The 20,929-nt window shown below is 75.5% G+C and carries 18 protein-coding genes; 6 read left to right on the forward strand and 12 right to left on the reverse strand.

The window, feature by feature from the left end; genetic code table 11:
- Nucleotides 1-7: 7 nt before the first annotated feature.
- The 3 genes from PGB27_RS20105 to PGB27_RS20115 form a co-directional block, all read right to left on the reverse strand.
- A complete protein-coding gene (locus tag PGB27_RS20105) occupies nt 8-1,576 on the reverse strand; it encodes an HD domain-containing phosphohydrolase (RefSeq protein ID WP_274202186.1) in 1,569 nt (522 codons plus the stop codon).
- A 144-nt stretch (nt 1,577-1,720) separates the two neighbouring features.
- Entirely contained in the window at nt 1,721-2,674 is a 954-nt protein-coding gene (locus PGB27_RS20110) for a tetratricopeptide repeat protein (protein ID WP_274202409.1), read from the reverse strand.
- Nucleotides 2,675-2,763: 89 nt separating this feature from the next.
- Complete coding sequence (locus PGB27_RS20115; RefSeq protein WP_274202187.1) at nt 2,764-3,081, reverse strand: thiamine-binding protein; 318 nt, start codon at nt 3,079-3,081, stop codon at nt 2,764-2,766.
- Between the two features lie 43 nt (nt 3,082-3,124).
- Between PGB27_RS20115 and PGB27_RS20120 the strand changes: the two genes are divergently transcribed.
- Nucleotides 3,125-3,628 (forward strand): MarR family winged helix-turn-helix transcriptional regulator, encoded by a 504-nt coding sequence (locus PGB27_RS20120; RefSeq protein WP_274202188.1) that lies wholly within the window; start codon nt 3,125-3,127, stop codon nt 3,626-3,628.
- On the opposite strand, the gene cydC is transcribed toward PGB27_RS20120, so the two are convergent.
- The 3 genes from cydC to PGB27_RS20135 are packed head-to-tail and all read right to left on the reverse strand — an operon-like array spanning nt 3,604 to nt 9,438.
- Nucleotides 3,604-7,041 carry a thiol reductant ABC exporter subunit CydC gene (gene cydC, locus PGB27_RS20125; protein ID WP_274202189.1) on the reverse strand — a complete coding sequence of 1,146 codons (3,438 nt, stop codon included), beginning with the start codon at nt 7,039-7,041 and terminating at the stop codon, nt 3,604-3,606. The genes PGB27_RS20120 and cydC overlap by 25 nt on opposite strands.
- Entirely contained in the window at nt 7,038-8,000 is a 963-nt protein-coding gene (cydB, locus tag PGB27_RS20130; RefSeq protein ID WP_274202190.1) for a cytochrome d ubiquinol oxidase subunit II, read from the reverse strand. The genes cydC and cydB overlap by 4 nt, the downstream gene beginning before the upstream one ends.
- A 10-nt stretch (nt 8,001-8,010) precedes the next feature.
- Nucleotides 8,011-9,438: a cytochrome ubiquinol oxidase subunit I gene (locus tag PGB27_RS20135; protein ID WP_274202191.1), complete on the reverse strand. Its 1,428-nt coding sequence runs from the start codon at nt 9,436-9,438 to the stop codon at nt 8,011-8,013.
- Between the two features lie 88 nt (nt 9,439-9,526).
- On the opposite strand from PGB27_RS20135, the gene PGB27_RS20140 reads away from it, so the two are divergent.
- Together PGB27_RS20140 and PGB27_RS20145 are read left to right on the forward strand one after the other, a co-directional pair.
- Nucleotides 9,527-9,949, forward strand: coding sequence for a BlaI/MecI/CopY family transcriptional regulator (locus PGB27_RS20140; protein WP_274202192.1), 423 nt, complete (start codon nt 9,527-9,529; stop codon nt 9,947-9,949).
- Between the two features lie 31 nt (nt 9,950-9,980).
- On the forward strand, nt 9,981-10,883 hold the full coding sequence (locus PGB27_RS20145; RefSeq protein ID WP_274202193.1) for a M56 family metallopeptidase: 903 nt from the start codon (nt 9,981-9,983) through the stop codon (nt 10,881-10,883).
- 107 nt (nt 10,884-10,990) lie between these two features.
- Here PGB27_RS20145 and meaB read toward each other — a convergent pair whose 3' ends face one another.
- Entirely contained in the window at nt 10,991-11,944 is a 954-nt protein-coding gene (meaB, locus tag PGB27_RS20150) for a methylmalonyl Co-A mutase-associated GTPase MeaB (RefSeq protein ID WP_274202194.1), read from the reverse strand.
- Nucleotides 11,945-12,059: 115 nt separating this feature from the next.
- Here meaB and mce point away from each other — a divergent pair, with 115 nt between their 5' ends.
- The 3 genes from mce (at nt 12,060) to PGB27_RS20165 (ending at nt 15,245) form a co-directional block, all read left to right on the forward strand.
- Nucleotides 12,060-12,524: a methylmalonyl-CoA epimerase gene (gene mce, locus PGB27_RS20155; RefSeq protein ID WP_274202195.1), complete on the forward strand. Its 465-nt coding sequence runs from the start codon at nt 12,060-12,062 to the stop codon at nt 12,522-12,524.
- 84 nt (nt 12,525-12,608) lie between these two features.
- Entirely contained in the window at nt 12,609-13,940 is a 1,332-nt protein-coding gene (gene ccrA / locus PGB27_RS20160; RefSeq protein WP_274202196.1) for a crotonyl-CoA carboxylase/reductase, read from the forward strand.
- A 99-nt stretch (nt 13,941-14,039) separates the two neighbouring features.
- The gene (locus PGB27_RS20165; protein WP_274202197.1) at nt 14,040-15,245 is read left to right on the forward strand and encodes a DivIVA domain-containing protein; all 1,206 of its coding nucleotides are present in this window, start codon (nt 14,040-14,042) and stop codon (nt 15,243-15,245) included.
- A 7-nt stretch (nt 15,246-15,252) separates the two neighbouring features.
- Here the strand turns inward: PGB27_RS20165 and PGB27_RS20170 are convergent, their stop codons facing one another.
- The 5 genes from PGB27_RS20170 to PGB27_RS20190 all read right to left on the reverse strand — a co-directional run bounded on the left by PGB27_RS20170 (nt 15,253) and on the right by PGB27_RS20190 (nt 20,902).
- Nucleotides 15,253-15,525 carry a hypothetical protein gene (locus PGB27_RS20170; RefSeq protein WP_274202198.1) on the reverse strand — a complete coding sequence of 91 codons (273 nt, stop codon included), beginning with the start codon at nt 15,523-15,525 and terminating at the stop codon, nt 15,253-15,255.
- A 2-nt stretch (nt 15,526-15,527) separates the two neighbouring features.
- Nucleotides 15,528-17,312: a 3-hydroxyacyl-CoA dehydrogenase family protein gene (locus tag PGB27_RS20175; RefSeq protein ID WP_274202199.1), complete on the reverse strand. Its 1,785-nt coding sequence runs from the start codon at nt 17,310-17,312 to the stop codon at nt 15,528-15,530.
- A gap of 59 nt (nt 17,313-17,371) precedes the next feature.
- Nucleotides 17,372-18,850, reverse strand: coding sequence for an MFS transporter (locus tag PGB27_RS20180; protein WP_274202200.1), 1,479 nt, complete (start codon nt 18,848-18,850; stop codon nt 17,372-17,374).
- Nucleotides 18,847-19,305: a hypothetical protein gene (locus PGB27_RS20185; protein ID WP_274202201.1), complete on the reverse strand. Its 459-nt coding sequence runs from the start codon at nt 19,303-19,305 to the stop codon at nt 18,847-18,849. The genes PGB27_RS20180 and PGB27_RS20185 overlap by 4 nt, the downstream gene beginning before the upstream one ends.
- Before the next feature lie 76 nt (nt 19,306-19,381).
- Nucleotides 19,382-20,902 carry an aldehyde dehydrogenase family protein gene (locus tag PGB27_RS20190; protein ID WP_274202202.1) on the reverse strand — a complete coding sequence of 507 codons (1,521 nt, stop codon included), beginning with the start codon at nt 20,900-20,902 and terminating at the stop codon, nt 19,382-19,384.
- Nucleotides 20,903-20,929: the final 27 nt, after the last annotated feature.

Below are 20,929 nucleotides of genomic sequence, written 5' to 3' on the forward strand. Positions count from 1 at the left end.
CGGGCGCTCACACCACGGCCCCATCGCTCAGCAGCCCGTGCTTGGTGGCGAAGAGCCCGGCGGCGGCACGGGTCGAGGTCCCGATCTTCGCGTAGATGTGCTCGACGTGGTTCCCGACCGTCTTCGCGGAGATCGTCAGGGACGCCGCGATGTCCTTGTTCGTCATGCCCCGGGCGAGCAGGCGCAGGACCTCGACCTCGCGGCCCGTCAGCCCGGCCGGTCCCTCGCGGCGGACGGTGACCCGGTGCCCGGCCGCACGCAGGACCGCCTCGACGGTCTCCGCGTCGCGACGGCCACGGACCACGTCGCGCCGCAGCTCCGCCGCGGCCGTCTCGCCCGACAACGCCACGCGGTAGGGCCGTGGCTCGCGCATCGCGCAGTACGCGTCGGCCGCCCCGAGCAGGCGGCCCGCGCGGGAGATGGCGCCGCCGGCGAGACCGTGGGGATGGCCGGAACCGTCGAGCCGCTCGCGGTGCTGGGCGGCGATCGCTCCGAGCGGCGCCAGCGGGCCCGACTGGCGCAGCATGCGCTCGGTCACGTAGGGCGTCATGCGCACCCGCTCACGCTCACCGGCGCCGAGCGGTCCCGCCTTGTCCAGGATGGCGTTCGAGACCCCGAGGCGGCCGAGGTCGTGGACGAGACCCGCCCGGCGCAGCGTGCGCACCTCGCCGGCGGACAGCCCGAGCTGCGCACCGGCCCGGGCGACGAGGTCGGCGACCGCGCGTGCGTGCCCCAGCGTGTAGGGCGACTTGAGGTCCACGAAGTCCGCGACCGCGAGGAGCGCCGCGTCGAAGCGCTCCCCGGACAGGACCACGGCGAGCGCGGGTTCGGCGGCGATCACCGCGTCCCAGGTGTCCGTCGTGTCGAGGTCGGCGAAGAGCAGGTCGGCGTCGACGAGGACGATGCGGGCGATGGCGGGGTCGAACTGGCGCCCGCTCTGCCGGCGCGCGAGCGCCCGGGCCGCCGCCCCGCCGCCCATGCGGTGAGCGACCTCCGTGAACTCGGCGACGGCGACGATGCGGGCGCCGATCGGGACGTCGTCGCCGGCGAGGTGTCCCGGCCAGCCCCGGCCGTCCCACTGCTCGTACGACGCGACGAGCGCCTCCCCGGCCTCGTCCGGCAGACCCAGCTCCTCGGCCAGGGCGCGCGCCATCGCCGCGTGGTGGGCGATCATGTCGTCCACCTCCCGGTGTCCCGAGACGACGAACTCCAGCCCGATGCGCAACCGGTGCACGACGTTCTCGGCCCCCGACCCCAGGAGCCGCACACCGGAGGCCGCCGCGCGGACACCGTGCAGGCCGTGGACGTACTTACCGGACCGCAGCGCGATGTCGTCGCCGAACCACTTGGCCTGTTCGTGCGCATCGGAGTGGCAGCCGATGTTCACCAGCAGCGCCGTGTAGTACACGCACGCCCGGGCCCGTTCGTCGAGGCCGAGCCGGTCCGCGAGCCGCATCGCGATCAGGCACTGACGCTGGACGTGCTCCATCGGCTGGCCGAACCCGAGGTCGATGCCCAGGGACAGCGCCCCGAGGACCTCAGCCAGCCGGACCTCCGTCGCCGCCTTCTCCTGCATCGGACGCTCCTCGCCGCGGCCGGGTCCGCCCGTGCGGGGCAGCGGTGCGCGGTGGTGCGCGGTGGCGTCGTGCGCGGCGAGCCCGTGGCCGCCGATCCAGCATCCTCGCCGGAGGACCGAACGTCACGGGTCCGGCGGCCCGTCCTAGTACAGCGCGCGGGCCAGGGCGCGGCGGGCGGTGGTGACGCGCTCGTCCTCGGTGCCGAAGAGCTCGAAGAGCTCGACGAGGTGGGTGCGGGCGCGGTCGCGCTCGTCGCCGGAGGTGCGGGCCACCGTCTGCACGAGGCGGTCGAACGCGCCGGTGACGTCCTGCGCGGCGAGCTGGGCGTCGGCTGCCGCGATCTGGGCGTCGACGTCGTCGGGCGCGGCGTCGGCGCGGGCGATCGCCGACGGGTCCGCCGACTCGGCCCGCTGCAGGAACTTGACCTGTGCCAGCGCGGCCTGGGCCTCGGCGTTGGCGGGCTCGCTGGCGAGGATCTGCTCGTAGGCCTGGGTCGCGGCCGCGTAGTCGCCGGCCTCGAGGGCGTCCTCGGCGGCGACGAAGCGCGGGTCCTCGGGGGCTTCGGCGGGCTCGACCTCGCCGCCGCCGGCACGCGCCTCGGCTTCGGCGATGCCGGGCATCTGGTCGCGCAGCGCGTCGAGCAGCTGGCCGATCCACTGCCGCAGCTGCGGCTCGGGCTGGGCGCCCTGGAACGACGTGACGGGCTGTCCGCCCGCGACCACGACGACCATCGGGATCGACTGGACCTGGAACGCCTGCGAGATGCGCGGGTTCGCGTCGACGTCGATCTTCGCGAGCACCCAGGCGCCGCGGCCCTCGGCGGCCAGCTTCTCGAGCACCGGCGAGAGCTGCTTGCACGGCCCGCACCACTCGGCCCACAGGTCGACGACGACGGGCACGGTCATCGAGCGCTCGATGACCTCGGCCTGGAACGACGCCTCGTCGACGTCGATGACGGTGACGGGCGCGCCGCCGGCGGGCGCGGCGCCGTCGGCCGGTGGACCGGCGGGGCGCTGGGGGGCGGCCTGGGACGATCCGGCGGAGGTGCGCGCCTCGGCGCGCGCCTTCAGGCCGGAGAGGTCGACGGCCCCCGCCATCGCGGAGGAGAGAGCAGCGGCCTGCGCCGCCTGGCGGGAATCGGGACGTGCCACGGGGCCAAGTCTGCCACTCACCGCGGGGGCACTGCTCAGCCCTGCAACCGCTCCTCGACCCGCGCGACCTTCGCCTGCATCTGGCCGGTGTGGCCCGGGCGGATGTCGGCCTTGAGCACGAGCGACACCCGCGAGCCGTAGCGCCCGGCGGCCTCGGTCGCGCGGCGCACGACGTCCATGACCTCGTCCCACTCGCCCTCGATCGAGGTGAACATCGACGAGGTCTCGTGCGGCAGGTCCGACTCGCGGACCACGCGGACGGCGGCGGCCACCGCCTCGGACACCGAGCCGTCCTCGCCGGCCGACCCGTCGACGCCGACACCGGACGGGGACACGCTGAACGCGACGATCACGACACCACCCTGCCACGATCCCGCTGCTAGGTTCGCCCACGTCATGACCGCGTCCACGCCACTGCCGTTCGACCCGATCGCCCGGGCCGCCTCGCTGTGGGGCGAGCGGATCGGCGAGCCGCGGGCGATGGCCGCGGTGACCAGCGTGATGCGGGTCCAGCAGATCCTCCAGCACGCGGTCGACGGCGCGCTGCGCCCGCACGGGCTGACGTTCGCGCGCTACGAGGCGCTCGTGCTGCTGCGGTTCTCGCGGGCGGGCGCGCTGCCGATGCGGATCATGGGTGAGCGGCTGCAGCTGCACCCGACGTCGATCACCAACATCGTCGACCGCCTGCAGTCCTCGGGGCTCGTGGCCCGCCGGCCGCACCCGACCGACGGCCGCACCACGCTGGTGGAGATCACCGACGAGGGCCGGGAGCTGTGCGCGGCGGCGACGGCGTCGGTGACCGCGATCGACTTCGGGCTGGTGGGCCTGGACGAGGGCGAGATCGAGGCGCTGACGGGCCTGCTCGCCCGCGTGCGTCACGCGGCGGGCGACTTCGCCTGAACCTCCGGTGACACGGGTCGAGCTCCGCTGCGCTCCGTCTCCCGGGCCCGCAGCGCGCCGTGCTCGAGGTGCCGCACCTCGTCGACGAGGTCGAGCCCCTCGCCCCGGTGGGCGAGCAGGACGACGGTCCGCCCGCTGCTCGATGGTCGAGCTCCGCTGCGCTGCGTCTCCCCGGCCGCGTCGAGCAGGTCGGCGACCAGCGCGCGGGCGGTGGCGGGGTCGAGGCCCTCGGTCGGCTCGTCGAGCACGAGCACCGCGGGGTCGACGAGCAGCGCCCGGGCGGCGGCGAGACGCCGGCGCTCGCCACCGGAGACGGAGCCGGCGTCGAGCCAGGTGTCCAGGCCGTCGGGCAGACCGTCGAACCAGGCGCCGAGCCGGACCCGGCGCAGGACGGCGACGAGCTCGGCGTCGGTGGCCCCGGGCGCGGCGAAGCGCAGGTCCTCGCGCAGCGTCGTCGCGAAGACGTGGTCGTGCTCGCCGACGAGGGCGACGCGGCGCCGCCAGACGTCGCCGGGCACGGCGGCCGCGTCGACGCCGCCGAGGGTGACGGTGCCGGCGCGCGGGTCGAGCAGGCGCAGCAGCACGGCGGCCAGCGTCGACTTGCCCGATCCGGACGCCCCGGTGACGCCGAGGCGGTGCCCGGCGGGCAGGTCGAGGTCGAGGTCGCGCAGCGCGGGCCGGGCGCCCCAGCCGGCGGTGACGCCGCGGAGGTGCAGGTCGCCGACGCCGGGCGCGCTCACCGGGTGCTCGGGCTCGCGGGCGGGCGGCGCCGGCGCCTCGAGGCCGGCGAGGCGCGCGCGGGCGCGCCGGCCCCGGACCACGGCGGCCGCGGCGGCAGGGAGGGCGAGCACGGTCTCGCCGAGCGCGAGCGGCGCGAGGACGGCGACCGCGGCGAGCTCGGGCGACGTGCTCGCCGGCGCGGCCATGGCGGCGGCGACGGAGGCCGCGCCGAGACCGAGCTGGGCGAGCGCGCCCGCGAGCGCGCCGCCGCGGGCCTCGCGCCGCCGGGCCCGGGCGAGCGCGGCGGTGGCGGCACGCGGGCGGGCCCGCAGCGCCTCGGGGCCGCGGGCGGCGAGCTCGTCGCGCGCGGCGTGGGTCTCGACGACGGCCGCGCGCAGGTCGTCGACGCCGCGCTCGAGCGCCGGCGCGGTGCGCCGTGCCGCGACCGCCGCGAGCAGCGGCGCGCCGAGGGCCGCGACGGCGAGGCCGGGGAGCAGGGCGAGCGCGACGGCCGTGCTCGCCAGGATCGCCACGCCGAGGAGCAGCGGGAGCGCGAGCGCCGCCGCCGCGAGCGGCAGTACCCCGCGGACGAGGCCGTCGAGGCGGACGTCGACGTCGTCGGTGACCCGCGCGAGCAGGTGACCGCGGCGCCCGGCGACGGCCCCCGGCACGCGCTCGGCCAGCGCCGCGACCACCCGCCGGCGCCACCGGACCATCCGCGCCAGCCCGTCGGCGTGCGCGGTGACCCGCTCGAGGTGGCGCAGCACGGGGCGCGCGATCGCGAACCCGCGCACGGCGACCACGGCGATCGACAGGGTGAGGATCGGCGGCTGGGCCGCGGCGCGCGCGATGAGCCACGCCGCCGAGGCCGTCAGCGCCACACCCGCCACCGCCGCGCCGGCCCCGAGCAGCACCGCGAGCGGGAGCCCCCGGCGGTCGGCGGGGCTCGCGGGTGTCGCAGCGAACGCGCTGTTCGCTGCCTCTAGGCGTCCGAAGTCCCCGTTCGCGGCCTGGGGAGGCGCGCCCGTCGATGCCGCGAACGCGCCGTTCGTGCGCGTAGAGGCAGCGAACCGCCCGTTCGCTGCCCCGGAGCCCGCCCGCGCGCCCAGCTCCACGACGCGGTCGGCGGCGTCGCGCAGGGCCGGGCGGTGAGCGACGGCGAGCACGAGCGCCCCGCGCCGCGCCAGCGCCCGCAGCTCGGTGACGACCGCGCGCTCGGCGTCGGCGTCGAGGTGGGCGGTGGGCTCGTCGAGCAGCACCACCGCGCCGGCGGGGTCGGCGGACGCCTCGCCCAGCACGCGCGCCAGGGCCAGGCGACGGCGCTGGCCGGACGAGAGCGAACGGCCGCCCTCGGCGAGCGGGGCGTCGAGGTCCAGCCCGAGGCCCAGCCGGCGCAGGAGGTCCGCCGGCCCCTCCGCCGACCCCTCCGCCGACCCCTCCCCCAACGCCTCCCGCACCGTGGCCGCGTGCGGCAGCTGCGGGTGCTGGCCGAGCACGACCACGCGCCCCTGCACCTCGACCGTGCCCGCGGAGGACGCCGCGTCGTCGAGCGTCCCCGCGAGCGCCCGCAGCAGCGTCGTCTTGCCCGCGCCCGAGGGCCCGGCGACGACCGCCAGCACGCCGCCCTCCGCGTCGAGCGCCGGGAGCGACGGCGTCGCCGCCCACCGCCCGGGGTGGCGCACCTCGAGACCACGGACGCGGACCCGCGCAGGACCCGGGACCACGGAGCGCACGAGGGACGCCGACGCAGCCCCCGCCAGCACCGCGTCCCGCTCGTCCAGCACCGCCGTGGCCCGCGCGTCCTCGTGGAACCGGGCCCCGGCCTCGCGCAGCGGGCGGTGGGCCTCGCCGGCGAGCAGGATCGCGACGAGCGCCGGGTGGAGCGCCATCGTTCCCTCGACCAGCCGCACCCCCGCGCCGACCGCGACGAGCCCGACCGACAGGGTCCCCAGCAGCTCCAGCGCCGTCGACGACAGGAACGCCACCCGCAGCACGCGCGTCGACGCCACGCGGTGCCGCTCGCCGAGCTCGGCGACGGCCTCGACCGCCCGGCGGGAGCGCCCGAAGAGCCGCAGGGTGGCCAGTCCCGTGACGGTGTCGAGGAAGTGCCCGGCCAGCCGCTCCCCCGCCGCCCACTCCCGCCGCGCGCGGGCCCGCGCCGCCCACCCGAGCAGCACCGCGAACACCGGCACCAGCGGCAGCGTCGCCGCCACGACCAGCGCCGACGTCGGGTCGGCCAGCGCGAGGACGACGAGCACCGCGGGCGGCAGCACGACCGCCAGGACGAGCGCCGGCAGGGTGCCGGTGAACCAGGCGCGCAGGGCGTCCACCCCGTGCCCGGCGAGCGGGACGATCGCCGGGTCGTCGTCGTGCCCGAGCTGCTCGAGCAGCCGCTCGCGCTCCCGCTCGACGACCCGCTCGCCGGTCCGGGCCGCGAGCCACGGCTCGAGCCACGCGAGCGCTGCCCTGGCGACGACGACGCCGGCGAGCACCGCGATCGCGCCTCGCGGGACGACGCCCGGGCCCGTGACCAGCGCCGTCACCACGCTCGCCGCGGCCAGCGCCGCCGCCACCGTCCCGGCCGCGCGGGCCACGCCGACGGCCACGAGCCCGACGACACCACCGAGGGCCCCGCGCGCCAGCACCAGCAGCCGCGGGTCGACGGGGCCACGAGACCGGGCAGCGCGACTCATGTCGCCACCCGCTCGCTCGCCACCCGCCGCCGGAACACCCAGTACGAGTACGCCTGGTAGGCGACCACCCCGGGCAGGACGACGACCGCGGCGACCGTGATCAGCTGCAGTGCCCCGGGGCTCGCGGCGGCGCCGTCGACGGTCAGCGAGAAGGCGGGGTCGAGGGTGCTGGGCAGCACGGCCGGCAGGTGCGCGGCGAGCACCGCGACGACGCCCACCGCCACCGCGACCGACGCCGCCGCGAACGCCAGCACCTCGCGCCGCGCCACCACCAGCCCGGCCACGACCGCCACGGCCACCAGCCCGAGCGGCGCCACGACCGCGACGAGCACGGCCACGGGCACGAGGACGGCGAGCGCCGTCGTCCGCGCCCGGGCGCGCAGCGGACCGGTCGTGCGCAGGCCCAGGAACGCCGCGCCCTGCAGCAGGGCCACGCCGACCCCGAGCGCCGCCCCCAGCAGGGCCGGCGCCGAGATCACGGGCGCGAGCGAGCGCGAGAGCCCGGAGCCGACGACCTCGCCGTCGGCACCCAGCGCGAGCCCCGTCGCGAGCACGCCCAGCAGGGCGCCCCACAGGGCCGCCGTCAGCAGCGACGACACCGCGAGCACAGCGTCGCAGCCCGCGCGCCACCGCGCGGTGCCGCCCTTGCCGCGGAACTCCAGCGCGACCCCGCGCGCGGCCAGCGTGAGCAGGACCAGCACGAACGGCAGGTAGAGCCCGCTCAGGAGCGCCGCGTACCAGTCGGGGAACGCCGCGAACGTCACCCCGACCGCGGCGACGAGCCACACCTCGTTGCCGTCCCACACGGGCCCGATCGTCGTGACGCCGGCGCCGCGCTCGTGGTCGTCGCGGCCGAGGACGGGCGCGAGCACGCCGACGCCGAAGTCGAAGCCCTCGAGCACGAAGAACAGCACCCAGCAGGTGACCGCCAGGGCGAACCACAGGGTCGGGAGGTCCATCGGGACTCCTCTAGTAGCTGGGGACGAGGGGACGGTCGTCGGCCGGGTCGGCCTCCGGAGCGGGCGCCGGGTCGTCGCCCGCGGTCCGGGCCACGCGCAGCACCAGGCGGACCCAGACGACGGCGAGCACGCCGTAGACCAGGGCGAACCCGGCGAGCGAGGCCGCGATCTCGCCCGGTGTCAGGGCCGGCGACACGCCGTCGGCGGTGCGGAACAGTCCGAAGACGAGCCAGGGCTGGCGGGCGGTCTCGGTGAACAGCCAGCCCGCGGTCGCCGCGAGCGCGGGCAGCACCGGCACGGTCCACAGCAGGCGCAGCAGCCACCGGTCGGCCAGCCCGGACCACGTCGGGCCCGGCGTCAGCTCACCGCCCCGCCGCGTCCGCCACAGCACCCACGCCGCGACCATCGTCGCGAGCACCCCGAAGCCGATCATGAAGCGGAAGCTCCAGTACGCCATCGGGACGACCGGGACGTAGTCGCCGGGGCCGAACTGCGCGACGTACTGCGCCTGCAGGTCGTCGATGCCCTGCACGGTGGCCGTCGGGTCGCCCGTGGCGAGGAACGAGAGCAGCCAGGGCACGTCGAGCGAGAAGAACGGCTCCTTCTCCCCGGGCGCACCGATCGCGAACAGCGAGAACGGCGCCCCGGCCTGCGTGGCGTAGAGGGCCTCGGCCGCCGCCATCTTCATGGGCTGGACCTCGGTCATGACCTTGCCGAGCAGGTCGCCGGTGAGCGCGACCAGCGTGCCGCCGGCGAGCGTCGTCCACGCCCCGACGCGGGTGAACAGGCGCCACCGCCCGTCCGGGTCGCCGCGACGCGCCCGCCAGGCGCCGATCGCGAGCAGCAGCGCGCCGCCGCCGGCGAAGGCCCCGGCGATGGTGTGGGGGAAGGCGGCGAGGACGACCGGGTTGGCCAGCAGGTCGGCGAAGCTGCCGAGCCGCGCCCGCCCGGTCTCCGGGTCGAGCGTGTAGGCCACCGGGTTCTGCATGAACGCGTTGGCGGCGAGGATGACGTAGGCCGAGATCAGGGTGCCGACCGCGACGATCCAGATGGTCGCCAGGTGCACCCGGCGCGGCAGCCGGTCGGCGCCGAACCACCACAGTCCCAGGAACGTCGCCTCGAGGAAGAACGCGAGCATCCCCTCGATCGCGAGCGTCGGGCCGAAGACGTCGCCGTAGAAGCGGGCGAAGGCCGACCAGGACAGGCCGAACTGGAACTCCTGGACCAGCCCGGTGACGATGCCGACCGCGAACGTGATCATGAGCAGCTTGCCCGCGACGAGCGTCAGGCGCTGCCAGCGCTGGTCCTCGGGCCGGCGATGAGCCTGCGTCTGCAGCAGCGCCGTCAGCGTCGCGAGCGAGATCGAGAGCGGGACGAACAGGTAGTGGTACACGGTCACGACGGCGAACTGCAGTCGGGACAGCTCCAGGGCGGTCATCGTCGACCCTCCTACCTACGACGCTGCGTCGTATCTACGACCGAGCGTAGTACGACGGGTTGCGTTGGCAAGGGGATCCTTCGCTAGGATGTGTGACGTGGCCTTGGGTGAGCTGGAGCGCGCGGTGATGGCGCAGCTGTGGGCCGCTCCCGGCCCCCTGACCGTCCGTGAGGTGCACGACCGGCTCGATCGCGAGCTCGCGTACACCACGGTGATGACGGTCCTCGGACGCCTCGCCAAGAAGGGCGTCGTCCGGCAGGAGCGCGACGGGAAGGCCTACCGCTACGCGGCGGCCTCGACCCGTGAGCAGCTCGCGGCGTCCCTCATGCTCGACGCGCTGGGCGACGTCGGCGAGGACCGCACGGCCGCGCTCGTGGCGTTCGTCGACCGCGTCGGCCCCGAGGAGGCGGCCGCACTGCGGGCCGCCCTGCAGGCCGCACCCGCACCGGCGGGACCCCCCGAGGTGCCGCAGCCCAGGGTCGACGGCGAACAGTCCGGCCCCGAGTCGTGATCTAGACCCCACCGGCCCAGACTGGTCAACCATGGCCTCGGTGTGGCTGGCCGTGCTGGCCCTCGTGCTGGCCGGCCCCGTCCCGTCCGCGCTCGCGCGCGCCCGGTGGCCCCAGCGCGTGCCCCGGGCCGCCATCGTCCTGTGGCAGGCCATCGCGCTCGCCGCGGTGCTCGCCGCCGTCGGCAGCGCCCTCGCCGCCCCCGAGGAGCTCCTGCGCGCCCTCGGACCCGAGCAGCGGCGCGGCACGGCGATGGTGGTGGCCGTCGCCGTCGCCGCGGTCCTCGCCGGGCTCATCGTCCTGCGCCTGCTCGGCGTGCTCGTGCTGCTCGCGGTGCGCACCCGGCGACGGCGCGCGCGGCACCGGGACATGGTCGACCTGCTCGACCGCGCCGAGCGCAGCGCGCTCGTCGGCGGGGCGGGGGCGAAGACGGTGCTGCGGGTGCTCGACGGGGCGGTCCCCTTCGCCTACTGCGTGCCCGGGCGGGCGCCGCGGGTGGTGGTCACCGAGGCCGCCCTCGACACGCTCGACGACGACGAGCTGCGCGCCGTCCTCGCCCACGAGCAGGCCCACCTCGACGCCCGCCACGACCTCGTGCGCGAGGGCTTCGTCGCCCTGCACCAGGCGTTCCCGGTGCTCGTGCGCAGCCGGCAGGCCCGCGACGCCGTCGGCCTGCTGCTGGAGATGCTAGCCGACGACGCCGGCCGCGCCCGTTGCTCGGACGCCGCGATGGCGGGCGCGCTCGAGGCGTTCCTCGCCACCGGCGACACCGAGGTCGGCGCGCGCCTCGAACGCGTCCGCGCCCGTCGCTGCGGCGGCCGGGCCCTCGCGACCGGGACCTACCTCGCCGCGGCCGCGGTCGTCGTCGTGCCGACCGTCGGCGTCGTCATCCCCTGGCTGTCGGTGGCCCTGCCGGCCGCGGGCGTCCTGCGCTGAGGGGCGCCGCGAACGCGCCCTTCGTGCGCGTAGAAGCAGCGAACAGCGCGTTCGCTGCGACCCACCCGGCGGCGCACCCGGCGACCCACCCGACGACCCACCCCACCTCAGCCCCGCACCGACGCCACGACCTCGTCGGCGGCGGCGTAGGGATCGAGCTCGCCGGCGACGACGCGCTCCGCCAGCTCGCCCAGCGCGGCGTCGCCCGACAGCTCGCGGATGCGCGCCCGCAGGTCGGCCAGCGCGATCGCCTCGATCTCGGCGCGCGCCCGGCGCCGCGGGCCCTCGGCGAGGCGGTCGTGGTCGGCCATCCAGGCGCGGTGGTCGTCGATGGCGGCGACGAGGTCGTCGATCCCCTGCCCGGTCGCGGCCACCGTGCGCACCACCGGCGGACGCCACGTCGGCCCCGACACCTCGCGGCGGTTGAGCGAGAGCATGTGCTGCAGCTCGCGCACCGTGGCGTCGGCGCCGTCGCGGTCGGCCTTGTTGACCGCGAACACGTCGGCGACCTCGAGGATCCCCGCCTTGGCCGCCTGGACGCCGTCACCCATCCCGGGGGCGAGGAGCACGACCGTCGTGTCGGCCAGGGCCACGACCTCGACCTCGGACTGGCCCACCCCGACCGTCTCGACCAGGATCACGTCGCACCCGGCCGCGTCGAGCACCCGCAGCGCCTGCGGCGTCGCGGCCGCGAGCCCGCCGAGATGGCCGCGCGTGGCCATCGACCGGATGAACACGCCCGGGTCGGTCGCGTGCTCGCCCATCCGCACCCGGTCGCCGAGCAGCGCGCCGCCGGAGAACGGCGAGCTGGGGTCGACGGCGAGGACGCCGACGCGCCGGTCGTCGGCCCGCAACGCGCTGACCAGCGCGGACGTCGTCGTCGACTTCCCCACCCCGGGCGAGCCGGTGAGCCCGACGACCCGCGCCCGCCCGGTGTAGGGGGCGAGCGCCGCCGCGAGCTCGCGCAGGCGCGGACTGCCGTCCTCCACCAGGGAGATCAGGCGGGCCACCGCGCGCGGCACGCCTTCCCGCGCGTCGGCGACGAGCCGGTCCAGGTCCACGGCGCGCGAGGGTACCGAGCGACACCTCCGTGGCCGGGACGAGACTGCAAGGTATCCCAAGCGTGCGCTGCATCACGGGGCGAATACTTCGATTCAGACCGTTACCCTGCCCGCCATGGCATCCGACGGGGCAGGCCACCTGGCCGGCAGCGGCATCACCACCATCGACCACGTGGGGATCGCCGTGCCGGACCTCGACGCCGCGATCGCGTGGTACGCCGAGAACCTCGGCCTGGTCGCCACCCACCAGGAGACCAACGACGAGCAGGGCGTGCGCGAGGCGATGCTGCACGCGCCCGGTGACGACACCGGCCCGGCGGTCCAGCTGCTGGCGCCGCTGTCGGAGTCGTCGACGATCGCGAAGTTCATCGACCGCAACGGTCCCGGCCTGCAGCAGGTGGCCTACCGGGTCACCGACGTCGAGGCCAGCGCGGAGGCCCTGCGCGCGAAGGGCCTGCGGCTGCTCTACGACGCCCCGCGCCGGGGCACCGCGGGGTCGCGCGTCAACTTCGTGCACCCCAAGGACGCCGGTGGGGTGCTCGTCGAGCTCGTCGAGCCCGCCGCCGAGCCCATCCACTAGTCGGCCGACACCGTCACACCCCGGTCCCCGCGGCCGTTACCGGTCGGTAGCCTCGCGCCACCGCACCAGACCCGGAGGCAAGAAGTGCAGGACATCCGCGACGCCATCCTCGCCGACGACACCGCCGCCCTGGCCGGGCTCTCGGTCCCCGAGTCGTACAAGGGGATCACCGTGCACGCCGACGAGGCCGACATGTTCGAGGGGATGGCCTCGCGGGAGAAGGACCCGCGCAAGTCGCTGCACCTCGACGACGTCGCCACGCCGGACGTGGCCCCGGGCGAGGCGCTGGTGGCCGTCATGGCCAGCGCCATCAACTACAACACCGTCTGGACCTCGATCTTCGAGCCGGTCTCGACGTTCAGCTTCCTCAAGCGGTACGGCAAGATCTCGCCGCTGGCCAAGCGCCACGACCTTCCGTACCACGTGGTCGGCTCCGACCTCGCCGGCGTCGTGCTCAAGACCGGCGAGGGCGTGCACGCCTGGAAGCCCGGCGACAAGGTCGTCGCGCACTGCCTGTCGGTCGAGCTCGAGGCCCCCGAGGGCCACGACGACACGATGATGGACCCGGAGCAGCGCATCTGGGGCTTCGAGACCAACTTCGGCGGCCTCGCCGAGCTGGCCCTGGTCAAGACCAACCAGCTCATGCCCAAGCCGGAGCACCTGACCTGGGAGGAGGCCGCCTCCCCCGGCCTGGTCAACTCCACGGCCTACCGCCAGCTGGTCTCGCCGCACGGCGCGAACATGACCCAGGGCGACGTGGTGCTCATCTGGGGTGCCTCGGGCGGCCTCGGCTCGTACGCCACGCAGTTCGCCCTCAACGGCGGCGCGACCCCGGTGTGCGTGGTCTCCAGCCCGGAGAAGGCCGAGATCTGCCGCAAGATGGGCGCCGAGCTGATCATCGACCGCTCGGAGGAGGGCTACAAGTTCTGGTCCGACCCCGAGACGCAGGACCCGCGCGAGTGGAAGCGCTTCGGCCAGCGCATCCGTGAGCTCACCGGCGGCGACGACCCGGACATCGTCTTCGAGCACCCGGGCCGCGAGACCTTCGGCGCCAGCGTCTACGTCGCCAAGCGCGGCGGCACGATCGTCACCTGCGCGTCGACCTCGGGCTTCATGCACCAGTACGACAACCGCTACCTGTGGATGAACCTCAAGCGGATCATCGGGTCGCACTTCGCCAACTACAAGGAGGCCTACCTGGCCAACCGCCTCGTGGCGAAGGGCCAGATCCACCCGACCGTGTCGCGGGTCTACCCGCTGCACGAGACCGGCGAGGCCGCGAACGACGTGCACCACAACAGCCACCAGGGCAAGGTCGGCGTGCTCTGCCTCGCGCCCGAGGAGGGTCTCGGCGTCACCGACACCGAGAAGCGCGAGCAGCACCTCGAGGGCATCAACCGCTTCCGCGGGGTCTGATGGCCGCCCCGACGACGCCGGCGTGTCGCGCGGACGGGTGGGCGCGTGTCGCTCACCCGTCCGTGGTTGGCCCCCCGTCCCGCCGGTACCGTGAGCCGCATGCCCTCTGACGAGCACGAACTGTTGCCGCTGGGGACCGGCTTCGACGTCGTGCGCCGCGGTTACGACCGCGGTCAGGTCGAGGAGCACCTCGACCGCGTCGAGGCGGACCTGCGGATCCTCACCGCCGACCGCGACGCCGCCGTGCACCAGGCGACCGAGCTCGCCCGGGCGCTCGACCACCACCGGGCACACGTCGAGGACCTCCGCGCGCAGGTCGACCGCCTGTCGGCGCCGCCGGACACCATGGAGGGCCTCTCCGAGCGCCTCCAGCGGATGCTGCGCCTGGCGCAGGACGAGACGCGGGCGATGCGCGAGGAGGCCGCGGACGCGGCCCGTCGGGTCCGCGAGGACGCCGACGAGTACGCCCGCCGCACGCGCCACAGCGCCGACGAGTACGGCCGCCGCACCGTCGAGCAGGCCGACGAGCACGCGCGCGCCACCGTCGCCGAGGCCGAGGATCGGGCCCGCCACACGGTCGAGCAGGCCGAGGAGCAGGCGCGCGCCACGCTCGACGAGGCCCACCGCCAGGCCCGCGAGATCCACGAGCAGGCCGAGGCCGAGGCCGCCGAGGCCCGCACCCGCTACGACGGCGGGATCGCCGACAACGAGCAGCGGCGCCGGGCGATGGAGGACGAGCACCGCGGCGTCATGGAGGCCGCGCGCGCCGAGGCCGCCCGCCTGCGCCAGGAGTCCGAGCGCGAGCGCGACCGGCTCGACGCCGAGGGCCGCGCGTCCCGCGAGCAGGTCGAGCACGACTTCGCGGTCGCGATGGCGGCGCGGCGGCGCGAGGCCATGCGCCAGCTCGAGGCCGAGGAGCAGGCCTCGAAGGAGCGCTCCGAGAAGCACGTCCAGGACGCGGCCGAGGAGGCCCGCCGCCGCCTGCGGGAGGCCGACGCCGAGGTCGCGGACCTGCGGCGCCTGCGCGACCGCGTCGGCCAGCAGCTGGCCACCCTGCGCGCGGCGCTCGGGGCCCTGCCCACGATGGACGCGTTCCCCGAGGAGGGCAGCACCGGCGGGCGGCCCGTCCTGCCCGAGCCGCCCGCCCCCGGAGCGCCCGCGGCCGGACCGCGGCCGGCGGGCCCGCACGACGCCGAGCAGGGCGGCGGGGGCCACGGGAACGGCAGCAACGGGTCGACCGGATACGCCGGCGACCTGGGCGGCGCCGCCGCGCCCGAGCAGCGCAGCGCCGCGCCCACGCGCTAGGGACCCGTCAGGGGCGGCGGGCCCGGCGCCAGCACCCGGTGTGCCAGTGCCGCCGCTCGACCGTGCCTTCCGGCTCGTCGGCCGGCCAGGCCACCACGTGCGGCGTGCCGGGCGGGATGTCCTGGTGGCAGCCCGGGCAGACGTAGGTCTTCGTCGCGGCCGTCCCGCTGATCGAGCGCACGGTCCAGCCGTCCTCGTCGCGCACCCACCCGCCCCGCAGCGGCGGGGGCGCCGGTGCGGGGCGGGCGGGGGACGACGAGCGCCGGGAGCGGCGGGGCACCCTTACTTCTTCTGGTAGTCCCGGAAGCCCTGGCCGGTCTTGCGGCCGAGACGTCCCGCGGTCACCAGGTGCTCGAGCAGTGGCGCGGGCGCGAAGCCCGGGACGCGGAACTCCTGGTAGAGCGAACGCTCGATGGCGAGCGACACGTCCAGGCCCACGACGTCGAGCAGGGCGAACGGCCCCATGGGCAGCCCGCAGCCGTTCTTCATGGCCGAGTCGATGTCGTCGGCTCCTGCGTAGTTCGCCTCGAGCATGGCGACGGCGTCGTTGAGGTACGGGAAGAGCAGCGCGTTGACGATGAAGCCCGCGCGGTCCCCGCAGAGCACCGGGTGCTTGCCGATCTTCGCGGTGACCGCCCGCACCGTCGCGGTGACGTCGGGGGCCGTGGTGATCGGGCTGACGATCTCGACGAGCTTCATCACCGACGCCGGGTTGAAGAAGTGCATGCCGATGACGTCGTCGGGACGCTGCGTCGCCGCCGCGCACTCCACCACCGGCAGCGACGAGGTCGTCGTCGCGAGGATCGCGCCGGGCTTGACGACGTCGTCGAGCGCGCCGAACACGGCCTGCTTGACCTCGAGGTCCTCGGCGACGGCCTCGACCACGAGGTCGCAGTCGGCGAGGTCGTCGAAGCTCGTCGTCGGGCGGACGCGCGCCAGCGTCTCGTCGCGCGCGGACTCCGAGAGCTTGCCCTTGACGACGGCCTTCTCCAGCGACTTGCGGATGCCGGCGACGACGCCCTCGCCCTTGGCCTCGGTGCGCGCGCGGACGACCACGTCGTAGCCGGACTTCGCGAAGACCTCGGCGATGCCCGTGGCCATCGTGCCCGTGCCGACGACGCCGACGGTCTGCACCGGGCGCTGGCCGTCGCCGTCCTCGCCCGGGGGCGGCGGCGTCAGGTTGTCGGCGACGACCTCGGGCGAGCCGGGGGCGGCGTAGGTGTAGAAGCCGCGGCCGGACTTCCGGCCCAGCAGCCCGGCGGTGATCATCTGCTTGAGGATCGGCGCCGGCGCGTGCCGCTGGTTGCGCGACTGCCGGTACATCGTGTCGAGGATCTCGTAGGCCGTGTCGAGGCCGATGAGGTCCACCAGCGCGAGCGGCCCCATCGGGTAGCCGCAGCCGTAGCGCATCGCGGCGTCGAGGTCCTCGCGGCCGGCGTAGTGGGACTCGAACATCCCGACGGCCTGGTTGAGGTAGGTGAAGAGCAGGTTGTTGGCGATGAAGCCGGCGCGGTCGCCGCACACCACCGGGCTCTTGCCCAGCTTCACGGCCAGGTCGGTGACGTCGGTGAGCACCTCGGGGTCGGTGACGACGGTGCGCACGACCTCGACGAGCTTCTGCACCGGCGCCGGGTTGAAGAAGTGCATGCCGACGACCTGGTGCGGGCGCTCGGTGCGCACCGACAGCTCGGTGATCGACAGCGACGAGGTGTTCGACGCGAAGATCGTCTCCGGGCCGCACACCTTGCTCAGCGCCGCGAACACCTCGGCCTTGAGCTCGAGGCGCTCGGGCACGGCCTCGACGACGAGGTCCACGTCGGCGAGGTCGTCGAGGTTCGTGGTGACCCGCACCCGGCCGAGCAGGGCCTCGCGATCGTCGGCGGCCATCTTGGACCGGTCGACGGCGCGCTGGGTCGACGCCTCGAGGGTCTCGCGGCCGTGGGCGGCCGACGCCTCGTCGACCTCCACGGCGACGACCTCGATGCCGCCCCGGGCGAACACCTCGACGATCCCGGCCCCCATCGTGCCGAGACCGACCACTCCGACCCGGGCGAATTCGCGCGCCACGTCGTGCCCTTCCTGCCGACGACGGTTACCGGCGCGATCCTGCCATGCGTGCCGTCGTCTCACCCGGGTCCGGCGGACGGGTTCGTACCAGCGGGTAACTTGACCGTTCCGGTAGGTGCGGGTGCCCGACGGGCCAGGAGCAGGGCCCCGACCAGCGCCGCGACGACGAACGCGCCCGCCGCCACCCCGTACCCGGCGGCGATCCCGGACGGGGCGGCCGTGCGCCCGGGCAGGTCGGCATCGGCGGCGATCACCACCGCGCCGATCACCGCGATGCCCAGCGTGCCGCCGAGCTGGCGGACGGTCTGGACCACGCCGGAGGCCTGGGTGCGCTCGGTGTCGGCGACCCGCGCGAGGGCGTCGGTGGTCGTCGGGGACAGCGTGAGCCCGAGGCCCACGCCGACCAGCGCCATCCCCGGCGTCTGCAGGACGTAGTCCAGGCCCGGGAGCGCGAGCAGCCATGCGACCGTGCCGACCGCGCAGAGGACCAGTCCCGTGAGCACGGGGCCGCGCACACCGGCCCGGTCGTACCAGCGGCCGCCGACCTGGGCGGCGAGGGTCAGCGGCAGGATCAGCGGCAGCACGGCGAGCCCCGCGCTCATCGGGCCGAAGCCCAGCAGTTCCTGCAGGTAGATCGAGCTGTAGAGCACGAGCCCGAGCAGCCCGAACTGCACGAGGCCCATGACGACCGCGGCGCCCGTGAAGCCCCGGTCGGCGAACAGCCGTACGTGGATGAGCGGGTCCGGGGAGCGGAGCTGCCGCACGACGAACCACCCCGTCGTCGCGAGGCCGACGACGAGCAGGGCGACCACCGGCGTCGAGAGGCCCACGGCGCCGGCGCCCTGGATCGCGAAGGTGGTCACCGCCAGGCCCACCACGACGAGCACGACGTCCAGGGGCCGGACGGTGGTGCCCGGGACACGCTCGCCCGGGACCGGGGCGATGGCCACGAGCACCAGCGTCGCGACGCCGACCGGCACGTTGAGGAAGAACACCGCCCGCCAGGACACGTACTCGGTGAGCAGCCCGCCGATGAGCGGCCCGAGCGCCACGAACACCTGGCTGATGCCGGCGTAGATCGCCATGGCGCGGCCGCGCTCGCTCGGCCCGAACGCCGCGATGACGATCGCGCCCGACACCGGGACCATGAGGGCGGCGCCCGCCCCCTGCAACGTGCGGCAGGCGATGATGACCGCCTCGCCCGCGGGGCCCGCCGGCGCCAGCCCGCAGCCCACGGAGGCGAGGAAGAACACGGCCACCCCGGACCGGAACGCCCGCCGGGGGCCGAGCAGGTCGGCGGCCTTGCCGCCCAGCGCGACCAGCGCCGCGAGGGCGAGCACGTAGGCGTTGACCACCCACTGTTGGGCGGCGGGGTCCAGCGAGAGCTCCCGCCCCATCGTCGGCAGGGCGACCGACACCACGGTCTGGTCGAGCATGATCATCGACAGCGAGCCGGTCATCGCGACCAGCACGAGCCACCGCTTCGGGTCCCCGCCCTCCTGGTCCCCGCCCTCCTGGTCCCCGCCGGGAGCGCTCACCGGTCGCGCCCCCGCAGCTTCCACCCGGCCATCGCCGCGACGGCGGCCAGCAGCGCGATCCCGCGCGGCAATCCGCCGACCGGCGCCGGGTCCTCCGGCGCCGGGCGCGACCACGGCCGCGCGTCGTCGCCGTGCGCGGGGCGCAGCCCGATCTCGGCGGGGAGGTCGACCGCCATCATCCCGGTGAAGACCGGGTTCGGGTTCGACCCGCCGCCGCCGATCTCGCCGATCCGCCGCGTGAGGTCGTCGACGAAGCGGTGGGGGTCGACCGGCTCGTGCCCGGCGCCGGTGTCGACGAGGACGAGCGTGTCCCCCGCGCGGTGCACGAGGGCGTGGCCGACGTCCGGCTGCTCGTACGCGACGTCGAGCTCCTGACCGAGGACCAGGCGGGTGCGCTCGTCGACCGCGACGACGTCGCCGAGACCCGTGCGGGCCGGCGTGTGGATCTCGGTCACGGGCCGAGCCTGCCCGACGCCGCCACCGCGCCGGTAGATCGAGTTCCGTGAGCGCGCGTCTCCGGAGCGTCAGCCCCTAGCCACGCCGCCCGTACAGCACGCTGACGAGCCGGGCGAGGACCGTCACGACCCAGCCGGGGCGGTCGAACGTCATGACGTTGATGCTGCGGAAGCGGCGCTCGGAGATCGCCAGCGGCCGCGTGAACTCGCGCAGCCCGTCGACGCCGTGGATGCGACCGAACCCGGAGTCGCCGACGCCGCCGAAGGGCAGCGACGGGATGCCGGCGAACGCGATGACGCCGTTGACCGAGACCATGCCGACGCGCAGCCGGCGCGCGATCTCGTGCCCGCGCGCCTTCGCGTACACCGAGGCACCCAGCCCGTAGCGCGAGGCGTTGGCCCGCTCGACCGCCTCGTCGATGTCGCGGACGCGGTTGACGACGACGGTCGGGCCGAACGTCTCGTCGGTGACCGCCGAGGAGTCCTCGGGCACGTCGGCGAGCACGACGGGGTCGACGTACGGGGCCCGCACCGACTCGCGGCCACCCACGACCGCGCGGGCGCCCCGCGTGAGCGCATCGTCGATCTGGCCGGAGATGACCCCGAGCTGCGAGGGCATGGTGATCGGGCCGTACTGGGAGTCCGGGGCCCCGCCCGGTCGCACCTGGGCGGCGCGGGAGGCGACCCGGTCGAGCAGGTCCTCGGCCACCGCGTCCACGACGTACACGCGCTCGACGCCGACGCAGGTCTGGCCCGCGTTGGACATGGAGCCCCACACCACGGCCGCCGCGGCGTCGTCGAGGTCGGCGTCGGCGTCCACGAGCAGCGCGTCCTTGCCGCCGCACTCGACGAGCACCGGCGTCAGCGTCTCCGCGCAGGTCGCCATGACCTTCTTCGCGGTGGCCGTCGAGCCCGTGAACGCGACCTTGTCGACCCCGGCCCGGCACAGCGCGGCGCCCGTCTCGCCCTCACCGGTGACCAGCTGGAACACGGCGTCCTCGCCGACCGCCTCGGCGAAGCTGTCCACGAGCCACTGCCCCACGCCGGGGGTGAGCTCGCTGGGCTTGAACACGACGGTGTTGCCGGCCGCGAGCGCGTACGCGATCGAGCCCATCGGCGTGAACACCGGGTAGTTCCACGGCCCGAGCACGCCGACGACACCCAGCGCCGGGTACTCGACGGTGGCCTTGTGGTTGATCATGAGCAGGCCGGCGGCGGCGTTGCGCGGCCCGAGCACCTTCTCCGCGTGCGTGGCGGCCCAGTGCAGGTGGTCGAGGGCGAGGATGCCCTCGATGCGCGCGTCGTCCATCGGCTTGCCGGTCTCGCGGCTGACCACGGCGGCCAGCTCGTCGCGGCGGCGGTCGATGAGCTGGCGCCACGCCGCGAGCTTGTGCGACCGGCCCCGGAACCCGAGGTCGGTCCACCACCGCACGGCCCGCCGGGCGCGGGCGACCTTCTCCTCGACCTGCGCGGGCGTGTGCCGCGGGTAGGAGGCGATCACCTCGCCCGAGCGGGGGTCGAGGGAGTCGAAGGTGTCCTGCTGATCGGCGTCGTGGCTCGCCGCGGGCGCCGTCGCCGCGTCGCGGGTGCTCGTCATGGGGGGAGGCTACGGGTGAGTAGCGGT

Source organism: Actinomycetospora lemnae, assembly GCF_028737315.1.
Taxonomy (GTDB): Bacteria; Actinomycetota; Actinomycetes; order Mycobacteriales; family Pseudonocardiaceae; genus Actinomycetospora; species Actinomycetospora lemnae.